This window comes from Citrobacter sp. CK191, assembly GCF_030333435.1.
Taxonomy (GTDB): domain Bacteria; phylum Pseudomonadota; class Gammaproteobacteria; order Enterobacterales; family Enterobacteriaceae; genus Citrobacter_B; species Citrobacter_B koseri.
Genome location: NZ_JAOWFX010000033.1, coordinates 169529 through 182859, shown reverse-complemented (window position 1 = coordinate 182859; position 13331 = coordinate 169529). Strand labels below are relative to the sequence as shown.

Sequence of the window (13331 nt, the reverse complement as noted above, 5' to 3'; positions counted from 1 at the left end):
AGTGGCTCCTTATTCGTGGTCGATTAGTGTGGCAGGATGGTTAACACAGGACAAGGGAAGAAAGCTGAATAAAAAAGGCCCGACAAGCGGACCTTTTTACTCTCTGGTGGAACGACTTAGACCTTTTTGAAGATCAACGAGCCGTTAGTACCGCCAAAGCCGAAGGAGTTACACAGCGTATACTCCATTCCGTTAACCTGACGAGCTTCGTGAGGCACAAAGTCCAGGTCGCAACCTTCATCCGGGTTATCCAGGTTGATGGTTGGCGGAACAGCCTGGTCGCGCAGCGCCAGGATAGAGAAAATGGACTCTACCGCGCCCGCAGCACCCAGCAAGTGACCCGTCATGGATTTCGTCGAGCTGACCAGCACACGGCTTGCCGCATCGCCAAAGACAGATTTTACCGCCTGAGTTTCCGCTTTATCGCCTGCCGGCGTAGACGTACCGTGGGCGTTGACGTAACCAATCTGACCCGGCTCAATGGCCGCATCACGCAGCGCATTGACCATCGCCAGCGCGGCGCCCGCGCCGTTTTCCGGCGGTGACGTCATGTGATAAGCATCGCTGCTCATCCCGAAGCCAACGATTTCGGCATAAATTTTCGCGCCGCGCGCTTTTGCATGTTCGTACTCTTCCAGTACCACCATGCCCGCGCCATCGCCGAGAACAAAGCCGTCACGCTCTTTATCCCACGGGCGGCTGGCCGCTTGCGGGTTATCATTACGTGTAGACAGCGCACGCGCTGCGCCAAAGCCACCGACACCCAGCGGCGTACTGGCTTTTTCCGCACCACCCGCTACCATCGCGTCCGCATCGCCGTATGCAATGATACGCGCGGCATGACCGATGTTATGTACGCCTGAGGTGCAGGCGGTAGCGATAGAGATGCTTGGCCCACGCAGGCCGTACATGATGGTCAGGTGACCTGCCACCATGTTAACAATCGTCGACGGAACAAAGAACGGGCTGATCTTACGCGGCCCACCGTTCACCAGGGAACTGTGGTTTTCTTCGATCAGTCCGAGACCGCCGATACCAGAGCCGATAGCGGCGCCAATACGGTCTGCGTTCTCTTCCGTTACTTCAAGGCCAGAATCCTGCATGGCCTGAACGCCAGCGACAATTCCATATTGAATGAAGGCATCCATCTTGCGCTGTTCTTTGCGCGAGATGATGTCGTCACAGTTAAAATCCTTTACTAAGCCAGCAAATTTCGTTGCATAGGCGCTAGTATCGAAATGGTCGATCAGGCTGATGCCACTCTGACCGGCAAGGAGAGCTTTCCAGGTAGACTCTACGGTATTGCCGACAGGAGACAACATGCCCAGTCCGGTCACAACTACACGACGCTTAGACACGTTTGTCCTCCAGGGAGGGAAAATGATTCTAGTGGGACAAAAAGATAAAACTCAGGCGGTCGAATGACCGCCTGGAGATGTTCACTTACGCCTGGTGGCCGTTGATATAATCAATGGCAGCCTGAACGGTGGTGATTTTCTCAGCTTCTTCGTCCGGAATCTCAGTATCAAACTCTTCTTCCAGAGCCATTACCAGCTCAACGGTGTCAAGAGAATCTGCGCCCAGGTCTTCAACGAAAGAAGCATTGTTGGTAACTTCTTCCTGCTTAACGCCCAGCTGCTCGCCGATAATTTTCTTAACGCGTTCTTCGATAGTGCTCATACTCTTAAATTTCCTATCAAAACTCGCTTTCGCGATGGTTTTCGTAGTGTATAAAATGTTGAAAAATTTGCAACTAAATCCCGGCAGTTCTTACCACGATTTTACGTTATTTTGAGGCCAAGACCTACAATAACGCAAATATTTTTCGTGGTTAAACCATATACATTCCGCCGTTGACGTGCAGAGTCTCACCAGTGATGTAACTTGCTTCGTCAGAGGCTAAAAATGCAACCGCACTGGCGATTTCCTGAGCGCCGCCGAGGCGACCCGCAGGAACCTGCGCCAGAATACCCGCACGCTGATCATCAGACAGCGCACGCGTCATGTCCGTTTCAATAAAGCCCGGAGCCACAACATTGACAGTAATCCCACGCGACGCAACTTCACGCGCCAGTGATTTACTGAAGCCAATCAGACCCGCTTTCGCCGCAGCGTAGTTGGCCTGACCCGCATTTCCCATGGTACCAACCACAGAACCGATAGTGATAATACGTCCATGACGTTTTTTCATCATAGCGCGCATTACCGCTTTTGACAGACGGAAAACAGATGACAGATTGGTTTCGAGAATATCGTTCCACTCATCATCTTTCATTCGCATCAGCAGATTATCGCGAGTGATACCGGCATTATTGACCAGGATATCAACTTCACCAAATTCTGCGCGAATATTTTCCAGAACAGATTCAATAGATGCCGGATCGGTCACATTCAACATCAGACCTTTACCGTTCGCACCTAAGTATTCGCTAATGGCCTGAGCGCCATTTTCGCTGGTAGCAGTACCGATGACTTTCGCGCCACGGGCAACGAGCGTCTCAGCAATTGCGCGGCCAATGCCACGGCTTGCACCGGTAACCAGCGCGACTTTTCCTTCAAAACTCATGGTTTTCCTCTTTTATTGCTCAAGCGCCGCTGACAGTGCCGCCGGTTCGTTTAGCGCCGAGGCCGTCAGGGTGTCAACAATACGTTTAGTCAGACCAGTGAGGACTTTACCTGGACCCACTTCATAAAGGTGTTCAACACCTTGTGCTGCGATAAATTCTACACTCTTCGTCCACTGCACCGGGTTGTACAGCTGGCGTACCAGCGCATCACGGATAGCGTTAGCGTCGGTTTCACACTTCACGTCAACGTTATTCACAACCGGTACGGTCGGGGCATTGAAGGTGATTTTCGCTAATTCAACCGCCAGCTTATCTGCCGCAGGTTTCATCAGCGCACAGTGTGACGGCACGCTTACCGGCAGCGGCAGCGCACGTTTTGCGCCAGCGGCTTTACAGGCTGCGCCCGCACGTTCAACCGCATCTTTATGCCCGGCGATAACCACCTGGCCCGGAGAGTTAAAGTTCACCGGAGAAACCACCTGGCCTTCAGCCGCCTCTTCACACGCTTTGGCGATGGACGCATCATCCAGACCGATGATCGCCGCCATTGCGCCGGTGCCTTCCGGCACAGCTTCCTGCATGAATTTGCCGCGTAGTTCAACCAGACGAACCGCGTCAGCGAAATCGATGACGCCAGCACATACCAGCGCGGAGTATTCCCCCAGGCTGTGTCCCGCCATCAGCGCAGGCGCTTTACCGCCCTGCTGCTGCCATACGCGATACAGCGCAACGGAAGCGGCCAGCAATGCTGGCTGAGTCTGCCAGGTCTTATTCAGTTCTTCCGCAGGCCCTTGCTGCGTCAGCGCCCACAGATCATAACCCAGCGCCGCAGAAGCTTCAGCAAAGGTTTCTTCTACGATCGGGTAGCTGGCTGCCATTTCAGACAACATCCCAACAGTCTGGGAACCCTGCCCCGGGAACACAAAAGCAAATTGCGTCATGTTTAAATCCTTATACTAGAAACGAACCAGCGCGGAGCCCCAGGTGAATCCACCCCCGAAGGCCTCAAGCAATACCAACTGCCCGGCTTTAATCCGCCCGTCGCGCACGGCTTCATCCAGCGCGCACGGCACAGAGGCCGCAGAGGTGTTGCCGTGTCTGTCCAGCGTAACCACCACATTATCCATCGACATACCCAGCTTTTTCGCTGTCGCGCTGATGATGCGCAGGTTAGCCTGGTGCGGAACCAGCCAGTCCAGAGCGGAACGATCCAGATTATTCGCCGCCAGCGTCTCGTCAACGATGTGTGCCAGTTCAGTTACCGCCACTTTAAACACCTCGTTGCCCGCCATCGTCAGATAAATCGGATTTTCTGGATTGACGCGATCGGCGTTTGGCAGCGTCAGCAACTCACCGTAGCTGCCGTCTGCATGAAGATGCGTCGAAATAATGCCTGGTTCTTCGGATGCGCTCAGAACCGCTGCGCCCGCGCCGTCACCAAAGATAATGATCGTCCCGCGATCGGTGGGATCGCAGGTGCGCGCCAGGACATCGGAACCGATGACCAGCGCATATTTAACGGCGCCTGATTTTACATACTGATCGGCAACGCTTAACGCGTAGGTAAAACCGGCGCAGGCCGCTGCAACGTCAAACGCCGGGCAGCCTTTAATGCCCAGCATACTCTGAATCTGGCATGCTGCGCTTGGGAAAGCATGTGTTGCTGACGTGGTCGCCACCACAATCAAGCCAATCTGGTCTTTATCGATGCCCGCCATTTCAAGCGCGCGGTTTGCGGCTGTATAGCCCATCGTCGCGACTGTTTCGTTTGGCGCTGCAATATGGCGTTCACGGATGCCTGTACGCGTGACAATCCACTCGTCAGACGTCTCTACCATCTTTTCCAAATCGGCGTTAGTACGCACTTGTTCAGGCAGATAGCTGCCAGTACCAATAATCTTTGTATACATGTACGCTCAGTCACTTTTCGGTTATATACCACCGCGTGCAAACTGCTGGTATGTTGGTTGCGCTCAGGTTACACCGTTAATTGTGCACCCGTGAGTGTCCGTTTTTGCCACCTTCCAACAGTTCGAATCCGGCTGGGTATACAGATTCCAGGCGAGCGGCAATTCGCTGAGGAACTTGTCGCTGCACCGCCTGCACTGCCTGTTCAATCGCGACGGCAAATGCTCGCTGATTGGCCGCACCATGACTTTTAATCACCGTGCCACGCAATCCTAACAGACAGGCGCCATTATACTGGTCGGGGTTGAGGTGACTGAATCGCCTCGTCAGGCTTTTTTGTAACCAACGTTTTAATAACAGCAGCCACCACGACCGTTTTTTACTCTCACCCTGAGATTTCAGCAGTGAAAGGAACATCCTGACAACCCCTTCCATTGTCTTTAATGTGACATTACCTGTAAATCCGTCACATACCAGCACATCAGTTTTTCCCGTCAATAATTCATTGGCTTCAAGATAACCAATGTAATTGATGGAAGGGACTGTTTTGAGCAACGCAGAGGCATCACGAATACTGTCGAGACCTTTGGTTTCTTCTTCACCAATATTGAGCAACGCCACGCGGGGATTGGTTATCCCAATCACCTCTTCCGCCATCACGGACCCCATCACGGCAAACTGCACCAACATGGTACTGTCACAATCGACGTTGGCGCCTAAATCCAGCACCACCGTTTTTCCTTTCTGCTGATGCGGTAAAACCGTCATCAACGCAGGACGCTCGATGCCCTCAAGGGGTTTGAGCAATAATTTCGCAAGTCCCATGAGCGCGCCCGTATTACCGGCGCTCACACAGGCTTCGGCTCGACCTTCTTTCACGAGCTCCAGGGCCACACGCATTGAGCTGCCGCGACTGGCGCGGATAGCCTGCGAAGGCCGGGCATCACTGGCAATAACTGACTGTGCAGGGATAATCTGCAGACGCGAACGTTGTTCAAAGTCAGCTTTGGCAAGTAATGGCGTGATGGTATCGGGATCCCCGACTAAAAGAAGTGTGAGTTGCGAATTAGAATTCAGTGCCTGCAGTGCTGCAGGCACTGTCACGGAAGGGCCGAAATCTCCCCCCATGACATCTAACGCCAGGGTTAGACGTGTCAAGGTATCGTCGCTGCCTGGTTTGGTGTTTCCCCGCTTACGCGGGGAAATCCTCACTAAGCTTCATCACGCTTGCGCGTGATTACTTAGCGATGACCTTACGGCCGCGGTAGTAACCGTCGGCAGTGATGTGGTGACGCAGGTGTTTTTCACCAGAAGTTTTGTCTACAGACAGGCTGGTGACTGCGGTCAGAGCGTCATGAGAACGACGCATGCCACGTTTGGAACGGGTTGGTTTATTCTGTTGTACGGCCATGGACCTTACTCCTCAATTACTTACGCTTTAAGCTGGCTAATACGGCAAATGGGTTTGGTTTTTGCGCTTCATCAGGCAGTTCACCAAAGACCATGTCCGCCTCGGACACTTCACAGTGTTCAGAATCATGCACCGGAACTACCGGCAAGGAGAGGATGATTTCATCTTCAACCATTGCAAGCAGATCGATTTCACCGAATTCGTTAACCTCAATCGGCTCATACGCTTCCGGGAGTGCTTCAGCCTGTTCGTCAGAACGAACCGGACTAAAACAATACGTTGTGTGAACCTGATGGGTAAACGGCTTCCCGCAACGCTGGCATTCGAGCGATACCGTCACCTTCGCATCACCCGTAATAACGGCAAGACGTTGGTTATCGATAGCGAACGACATGGAGCATTCCACATCACTGTCCACACTGACTACAGAATCGGCGACGCGCTCTACCAGATCAGAAGTATAGATACCTTCATAATCGAGGCATTTTTGAGCCGTACGAACCGGATCAAGAGTCAGGGGTAATTTTACCTTTTGCATAGGGCGCGCATATTAACTTTGTAACGTCATAGAGTCAAAGAAAAAGGCAGCCTGCGGTTGCCTTTTGCCAATAATTCGCACACATTGCGGGTTACAGACTTATTTTCGCTCAAACCGTGACTGTATGTCATGCTTGAAGGACGAAGAGCATAGTTTAAGATGGCTCTCATTAATACGCTATATCTGAGGGAAAAAAATATGCCCCGTCTCATCCTTGCTTCTACCTCTCCCTGGCGTCGCGCGCTGCTCGAAAAACTGGCGATCCCTTTCGAGTGCGCGGCTCCCGAGGTTGACGAAACGCCCATGTCTGGCGAAGCGCCGCGCCATTTGGTCTCTCGCCTCGCACAGGCGAAAGCGCAATCGCTCGCCCACCGTTTCCCCGATCATCTGATTATTGGCTCCGATCAAATTTGCGTTCTGGATGGCGAAATTACCGGCAAACCGTTAACCGAAGAAAAAGCGCGCCAGCAATTAACCAAAGCCAGCGGTAATATTGTGACGTTTTATACCGGACTGGCGCTTTATAATTCTGCAACCGGACATTTACAAACGGAAGTCGAACCGTTTGATGTGCATTTCCGCCATTTAAGCGAAACGGAAATAGAGGACTATGTCCGCAAAGAGCGTCCATTGCATTGTGCCGGAAGTTTTAAAAGCGAAGGTCTTGGCATTGCCCTTTTCGAGCGCCTGGAGGGGCGAGATCCCAATACCCTTATTGGGCTACCGCTGATTGCGCTGTGCCAGATGCTGCGCCGGGAAGAGATGAACCCGCTGATGGCATAGTGGATGCGTCTGATGGGGACGCTAAAACATCTTATCAGGCCCACAGCGAAGCAATGCCCGTAGGCCTGATAAGCACAGCGCCATCAGTAAAGATGCCGGATGGCGACGTACGTCTTATCCGGCCTACAGGTTTAGCGCGATAATATCGCAACGCGCATCAGGCTTTGTTACGTAACACCTGAAGGCAATGCTTGAGTTGGTTATCCATCGGCGCTTCAATACGCATCACCTCGCCAGTCCCCGGATGGGTAAACTTCAGCGCTGCCGCGTGCAGAAAAAGCCGTGACAGCCCCGTTCCCGCAAGCTGCTTATCAAATTCGCGATCGCCGTAACGATCGTCAAACGCGATCGGATGGCCCGCATGCAGCGTATGCACACGAATCTGATGCGTACGTCCCGTCACCGGGCTACAGCGCACCAGCGTCGCAAACGCATAGCGCTCTTCAACCTTAAAGCGCGTTTCGGAGGGTTTTCCTTCCTGACTCACACGTACAATACGTTCGCCGCTTTGCAGAATATTCTTTAATAAAGGCGCCTGTACCGATTTAACATGCGACTGCCACTGGCCGCGAACCAGCGCCAGATAATCTTTCTGCATCCCCTTCTCACGCAGTTGCTCATGCAAAGAACGCAGCGCTGAGCGTTTTTTCGCAACCAGCAGTACGCCAGAGGTATCGCGGTCAAGACGATGCACCAGTTCCAGGAAACGCGCTTCTGGCCGCAACGCGCGCAGCCCCTCGATAACGCCGAAGCTCAACCCGCTTCCGCCATGCACCGCCGTGCCGGAAGGTTTGTTCAGCACCAGGATATGGTCATCTTCATACAAAATGACATCGGCCAGCGCCGCCACTTTTTGCAGATGCGGCGAAACGGCCTCTTCTTCGCGTTCGGCGACGCGCACCGGCGGAATACGCACTTCATCCCCGGCTTCGAGCTTATATTCCGGTTTGATGCGTTTTTTGTTCACCCGCACTTCGCCTTTACGCAAAATGCGGTAAATCATGCTTTTCGGTACGCCTTTGAGTTGCGTGCGCAAAAAGTTATCGATGCGTTGCCCCGCTTCGTCGGCAGTAATGGCAACTATTTTTACGGATGGAGTCTCAGTTTTCATGGGGGCCGATTCTAAATAGCCATAAGGATTAGCGCCACTCATTTTTCTATGCTTATATTTACTTCTATATCCTGTTACTCACGTTCAACATGACCAATTTGCTGGTTATTAAACCAATCGCCATGAGGAAGTGAAAAAACTGTGAGTAACCGGGTGATAAATGGTAAAAGTCATCTTGCTATAACAAGGTTAGCAGTGGAATAATGTAACCGTTTCCGTGTCGAACCTTGTTAAAACAAGAAATTTTACGGAATGACCCATTTTGCCAGACAGATCATCAACGCAGCAATGGCGTAAGACGTATTGATTTTTCAGGCAGTTAGCGGGCTGCGGGTTGCAGTCCTTACCGGTATATGTTCTATGTACTACGCGTTGCAGAAAGGCGGCAAATCTGGGAATCCCCAGGAGCTTATGCCCGGGTGAGCAGATGAAGCCAACGCATCTGCGGCGTGAAAGACGATGAACATAATGGAATCTTCTCTGGAGAGTAACTCCCAGGCTGTTCCCCTGATAATTGCGCTGTATTTCCGTATGAAATACAGGCAACCGACACTCTGCGCCTCTTTGAGCAGACGATAACCGTGAGGTTGGCGACGCGAATAGACACGAGGCCATCGGTTCACACCCGGAAAGGCATTACTATGCCCGCAGCTTAGTCGTCAATGTAAGAATAATGAGTAAGTTACGATGAAAAGAATGTTAATCAACGCAACTCAGCAGGAAGAGTTGCGTGTTGCCCTTGTAGATGGGCAGCGCCTGTACGACCTGGACATTGAGAGTCCAGGACACGAGCAGAAAAAAGCGAACATCTATAAAGGCAAAATTACCCGTATCGAACCGAGTCTGGAAGCGGCTTTTGTTGATTACGGCGCTGAACGTCACGGTTTCCTCCCGTTAAAAGAAATTGCCCGCGAATATTTCCCCGCCAACTACAACGCCCACGGCCGTCCAAACATTAAAGATGTGTTGCGCGAAGGTCAGGAAGTGATTGTTCAGATTGATAAAGAAGAACGCGGCAACAAAGGCGCTGCGCTGACGACGTTTATCAGTCTGGCAGGGAGCTATCTGGTTTTAATGCCGAACAACCCGCGCGCGGGCGGCATCTCCCGTCGCATTGAAGGCGACGATCGCACCGAATTAAAAGAAGCGCTGGCAAGCCTCGAACTGCCTGACGGCATGGGGCTTATCGTGCGTACCGCAGGCGTCGGCAAATCCGCCGAAGCGTTGCAGTGGGACCTGAGCTTCCGCCTGAAACACTGGGAAGCGATTCAGAAAGCCGCTGAAAGCCGCCCTGCTCCATTCCTGATCCATCAGGAAAGCAACGTTATCGTCCGCGCATTCCGTGACTACTTACGTCAGGATATCGGCGAAATTCTTATCGATAATCCGAAAGTGCTTGAGCTGGCGCGCCAGCACATCGCGGCGTTGGGTCGCCCGGATTTCAGCAGCAAGATTAAGCTTTACACCGGCGAAATTCCGCTGTTCAGCCACTACCAGATCGAGTCGCAAATTGAATCCGCCTTCCAGCGTGAAGTGCGTCTGCCTTCCGGCGGCTCTATCGTTATTGACACAACCGAAGCGTTAACCGCGATTGATATTAACTCCGCGCGTGCCACACGCGGCGGCGATATCGAAGAAACCGCGTTTAACACAAACCTGGAAGCGGCCGATGAAATTGCTCGCCAGTTGCGCTTGCGCGACCTCGGTGGTCTGATCGTTATCGACTTCATCGACATGACGCCAGTACGCCACCAGCGTGCGGTGGAAAACCGTCTGCGCGAAGCGGTACGTCAGGATCGTGCGCGTATCCAGATTAGCCATATTTCTCGTTTTGGCCTGCTGGAGATGTCCCGCCAGCGTCTCAGCCCGTCTCTGGGCGAGTCCAGCCATCACGTCTGCCCACGCTGTAGCGGCACCGGCACCGTCCGCGACAACGAATCGCTCTCCCTGTCTATTCTGCGTCTGATTGAAGAAGAAGCGCTGAAAGAGAATACCCAGGAAGTTCACGCCATTGTTCCGGTCCCGATCGCCTCTTACCTGCTTAACGAAAAGCGCACCGCGGTTAATGCTATTGAGACTCGTCAGGATGGCGTGCGCTGCGTGATCGTACCAAACGATCAGATGGAAACGCCGCACTACTCCGTTCTGCGCGTACGTAAAGGGGAAGAAACGCCAACCCTGAGCTACATGCTGCCGAAACTGCATGAAGAAGCGATGGCGTTGCCTTCTGAAGAAGAGTACGCCGAGCGTAAACGCCCTGAACAGCCAGCACTGGCGACCTTCGCAATGCCGGAAGTGCCGCCTGCGCCGACGCCAGCAGAACCTGCGGTGAAAGCAGCGGCGGCAGCACCGAAAGCCGTTGCCACTGCGCCTGCACAGCCAGGTCTGCTTACCCGCTTCTTCGGCGCGCTGAAAAACATGTTCAGCGGCAGCGAAGTCGCCAAGCCGGTTGAACAACCTGCACCGAAAGCAGAGGAAAAACCGGAGCGTCAGCAGGATCGTCGTAAGTCTCGCCAGAATAATCGCCGCGACCGTAACGATCGCCGTGACAACCGTGATAATCGCGACAACCGCGCTGAAGGCGGTGAAAACCGTGATGACAACCGTCGTAACCGTCGTCAGGCGCAGCAGCAGAACGCAGAAGCGCGTGACAACCGCCAGCAGTCTAACGACGTTGCCGATAAGGCGAAGTCCGGTGACGAGCAGCAGACGCCGCGTCGTGAACGCAACCGTCGTCGCAACGATGAAAAACGTCAGGCACAGCAAGAAGTCAAGGCGCTGAATCTGGATGAGCAACCGGCTCAGGAAACAGAACAGGAAGAACGCGTTCGTCAGGCGCAGCCTCGCCGCAAACAGCGTCAGCTGAGCCAGAAAGTTCGTTACACAGACTCTGCAACCTCTGAAGCAGAAGCTGTCGCAACGCCAGTCGTCGAAGACGCTGTCGCCGCCCAGCCTGCTACGCAAAGCGCGCCTGCTCAGCGTACTGAACTGGCGAAAGTCGACCTGCCAGCGATCGCAGACGTTGCGCCAGCAGAGCAGGAAGAAAACGGCGAAGCGCGTGATAACACAGGAATGCCACGTCGCTCCCGTCGTTCTCCTCGCCACCTGCGCGTCAGCGGCCAGCGTCGTCGTCGCTACCGCGATGAGCGTTATCCGCTTCAATCGCCAATGCCGTTAACCGTCGCTTGCGCTTCACCGGAAATGGCGTCTGGCAAAGTGTGGATTCGCTACCCTGTCGCCCGTCCTCAGGATACGCAGGTTGAAGCACAGCACGAAGAAGAGACCGTACAAGCTCAGCCGGTTGCAGTAGAGCCGCAGGTCGTCGCTGCCGCAGCTGAACAGGTTGTAGACGCACCGGTTCAAACTGAAACCGTTGTCGCTGAACCTCAGCCCGCTACTGTGGAAACAACGCATCCTGAAGTAATTGCCACCCCGGTTGAAGAACAACCTCAGGTGATTGCAGAGGCTGACGTCCCTGTTGCGCAGGAAGTCGCTGCACAAGCGGAACCTGTCGCTGACGTTCAGGAAACCACGACGGCTGAAGAATCCGCTGACGTTGTCATCGCCGAACCGGAAGAGATCGTTAAAGAAACGGTTGAACCTGTCGTGGTTGCCGCTGAACCGGAAGAGATTGTCGCTGCGCCTGTCGCCGTTGCCATTGCCGTTGCTGAAACCGTGTCAGAAAGCGCGGTAACCACCGGGGAGAAACCCGTCAGCCACGCCAGTGCGCCGATGACCCGCGCGCCTGCGCCGGAATATGTCCCGGAAGCGCCACATCACAGCGACTGGCAGCGCCCTGCCTTCATCTTTGAAGGTAAAGGTGCGGCAGGTGGTCATAGCGCAACGCATCAGGCCGCCGCACCAGCCACGCGCCCGCAGCCTGTAGAATAAGCTGAACGCAATGTTAAAGATAAGCCGACCTGCGGGTCGGCTTTTTTGTACCTGCAATCGGTGCCCGTTATCTGTTTTCCGGGCAAAAAAATGCCCGCTCCGGGGTGAAGGGAGCGGGCAGACAAAACATACCCAGTTTCATGATATGTTTCAAAACATGTGCTATCTGTTCAACTGAAACAGAGACATTCCTTGCATATCGCTAAACGCTTTATAGGACGCCTGTAACGCAGCCTGTTGCATTACATACGACGAGATAGCCGCGTTCCAGTCCACATCGACCAGATTACTCATCTGCTGTGCCTGACCCAGCGCGCGCTCGCTTCCCAATGAATCCAGGGAATCCAGCTCACTCAATTGCGTTCCCAGTTCCGCACGAACGGTCAGGACGTTATTAAGGGAGTTTTTCAGGCCACGGTTTGTTTTATCAATCGCCGCAGCAGCTTCCGCCTTCTTCACATCATCGTCAGCAACCGGCGTTTTCAGCGCTGCAATGGCTGTATCCAGCATCGCAAACAGGCTGGTTTCTGAAGCGCTGTTGTCGGGTTCCGGTACGGCATTACTGGTAATACGATTAAAAATCTGATCGCCCGTGTGACCAATCACCATCGTACGCGAAGCATCAACCTGCTGGGTGATGTTTTCAGTGCCACCGCTATAGTCGCCATTTGCCTGATCAAACGGCGCTTTTTCAGTTTTATAGCCTGCGAAAATGTAACGACCGTTGCCGTCGGTACTGTTGGCAAGGTTCATTAACTGATCGCGAATCCCCTGTAGATCGCTCGCCAGCGAGGCGCGGTCATCATCGCTTAAGGTGCCGTTAGCGGCGTAAACGATTTTTTCCTGCGCAGTTTGAATTGCAGCTGTCACCTGACTTAGCACGTTTTCTTCCAGCGACACTTTCTGAGTTGCAAAGGTACGTGCCAGCGCATACTGACTGTTCTGAGCCTGGGCCTGAGCGAGTACGATAGCCTGAGAAGCGGCAATAGGATCGTCGGACGGATTAATCACGCGCTTACCGGTGGACATCTGCTCACCGTACTTCATCCATTCAGCCTGGGAATTGGTGATACCACGCATATTCTGCTGGTACATCATCTGGGTACTGATACGCATTTATCC

Annotated in this window: 12 protein-coding genes; 2 read left to right on the top strand and 10 right to left on the bottom strand. The window is 53.5% G+C overall.

The annotated features are described in order from the left end of the window. Positions 1-116 precede the first annotated feature (116 nt). The 8 genes from fabF to yceD all read right to left on the bottom strand — a co-directional run bounded on the left by fabF (position 117) and on the right by yceD (position 6424). The gene (gene fabF, locus OGV82_RS18170) at positions 117-1358 is read right to left on the bottom strand and encodes a beta-ketoacyl-ACP synthase II (protein ID WP_012132827.1); all 1242 of its coding nucleotides are present in this window, start codon (positions 1356-1358) and stop codon (positions 117-119) included. 85 nt (positions 1359-1443) lie between these two features. Next, the gene (gene acpP / locus OGV82_RS18165; protein WP_000103754.1) at positions 1444-1680 is read right to left on the bottom strand and encodes an acyl carrier protein; all 237 of its coding nucleotides are present in this window, start codon (positions 1678-1680) and stop codon (positions 1444-1446) included. Positions 1681-1831: 151 nt separating this feature from the next. Continuing rightward, a complete protein-coding gene (fabG, locus tag OGV82_RS18160; RefSeq protein ID WP_012132828.1) occupies positions 1832-2566 on the bottom strand; it encodes a 3-oxoacyl-ACP reductase FabG in 735 nt (244 codons plus the stop codon). A 12-nt stretch (positions 2567-2578) separates the two neighbouring features. Then, positions 2579-3508: an ACP S-malonyltransferase gene (gene fabD / locus OGV82_RS18155; RefSeq protein WP_058669003.1), complete on the bottom strand. Its 930-nt coding sequence runs from the start codon at positions 3506-3508 to the stop codon at positions 2579-2581. Between the two features lie 15 nt (positions 3509-3523). Next, positions 3524-4477 (bottom strand): beta-ketoacyl-ACP synthase III, encoded by a 954-nt coding sequence (fabH, locus tag OGV82_RS18150; protein WP_012132830.1) that lies wholly within the window; start codon positions 4475-4477, stop codon positions 3524-3526. A gap of 76 nt (positions 4478-4553) precedes the next feature. After that, positions 4554-5633, bottom strand: a complete 1080-nt coding sequence (gene plsX / locus OGV82_RS18145) for a phosphate acyltransferase PlsX (RefSeq protein ID WP_071818860.1) — start codon at positions 5631-5633, stop codon at positions 4554-4556. Positions 5634-5712: 79 nt separating this feature from the next. Next, entirely contained in the window at positions 5713-5886 is a 174-nt protein-coding gene (gene rpmF, locus OGV82_RS18140) for a 50S ribosomal protein L32 (protein ID WP_000290727.1), read from the bottom strand. 16 nt (positions 5887-5902) lie between these two features. Beyond that, entirely contained in the window at positions 5903-6424 is a 522-nt protein-coding gene (gene yceD / locus OGV82_RS18135; RefSeq protein ID WP_101744269.1) for a 23S rRNA accumulation protein YceD, read from the bottom strand. Positions 6425-6622: 198 nt separating this feature from the next. Between yceD and OGV82_RS18130 the strand changes: the two genes are divergently transcribed. After that, positions 6623-7207, top strand: a complete 585-nt coding sequence (locus tag OGV82_RS18130; RefSeq protein ID WP_012132833.1) for a Maf family protein — start codon at positions 6623-6625, stop codon at positions 7205-7207. 157 nt (positions 7208-7364) lie between these two features. Here the strand turns inward: OGV82_RS18130 and rluC are convergent, their stop codons facing one another. After that, a complete protein-coding gene (gene rluC / locus OGV82_RS18125) occupies positions 7365-8318 on the bottom strand; it encodes a 23S rRNA pseudouridine(955/2504/2580) synthase RluC (RefSeq protein WP_012132836.1) in 954 nt (317 codons plus the stop codon). A gap of 687 nt (positions 8319-9005) precedes the next feature. Here rluC and rne point away from each other — a divergent pair. Then, on the top strand, positions 9006-12209 hold the full coding sequence (gene rne, locus OGV82_RS18120; RefSeq protein ID WP_200052973.1) for a ribonuclease E: 3204 nt from the start codon (positions 9006-9008) through the stop codon (positions 12207-12209). A 162-nt stretch (positions 12210-12371) separates the two neighbouring features. Here the strand turns inward: rne and flgL are convergent, their stop codons facing one another. After that, positions 12372-13325: a flagellar hook-associated protein FlgL gene (gene flgL, locus OGV82_RS18115; protein ID WP_058669000.1), complete on the bottom strand. Its 954-nt coding sequence runs from the start codon at positions 13323-13325 to the stop codon at positions 12372-12374. Positions 13326-13331: the final 6 nt, after the last annotated feature.

Excerpts from the sequence above, each read along its gene's own strand:
- acpP (WP_000103754.1), bottom strand. The coding sequence starts at position 1,680 with ATGAGCACTATCGAAGAACGCGTTAAGAAAATTATCGGCGAGCAGCTG.
- fabG (WP_012132828.1), bottom strand. The coding sequence starts at position 2,566 with ATGAGTTTTGAAGGAAAAGTCGCGCTGGTTACCGGTGCAAGCCGTGGC.
- fabD (WP_058669003.1), bottom strand. The coding sequence starts at position 3,508 with ATGACGCAATTTGCTTTTGTGTTCCCGGGGCAGGGTTCCCAGACTGTT.
- fabH (WP_012132830.1), bottom strand. The coding sequence starts at position 4,477 with ATGTATACAAAGATTATTGGTACTGGCAGCTATCTGCCTGAACAAGTG.
- rpmF (WP_000290727.1), bottom strand. The coding sequence starts at position 5,886 with ATGGCCGTACAACAGAATAAACCAACCCGTTCCAAACGTGGCATGCGT.
- yceD (WP_101744269.1), bottom strand. The coding sequence starts at position 6,424 with ATGCAAAAGGTAAAATTACCCCTGACTCTTGATCCGGTTCGTACGGCT.
- OGV82_RS18130 (WP_012132833.1), top strand. The coding sequence starts at position 6,623 with ATGCCCCGTCTCATCCTTGCTTCTACCTCTCCCTGGCGTCGCGCGCTG.
- rluC (WP_012132836.1), bottom strand. The coding sequence starts at position 8,318 with ATGAAAACTGAGACTCCATCCGTAAAAATAGTTGCCATTACTGCCGAC.
- rne (WP_200052973.1), top strand. The coding sequence starts at position 9,006 with ATGAAAAGAATGTTAATCAACGCAACTCAGCAGGAAGAGTTGCGTGTT.
- flgL (WP_058669000.1), bottom strand. The coding sequence starts at position 13,325 with ATGCGTATCAGTACCCAGATGATGTACCAGCAGAATATGCGTGGTATC.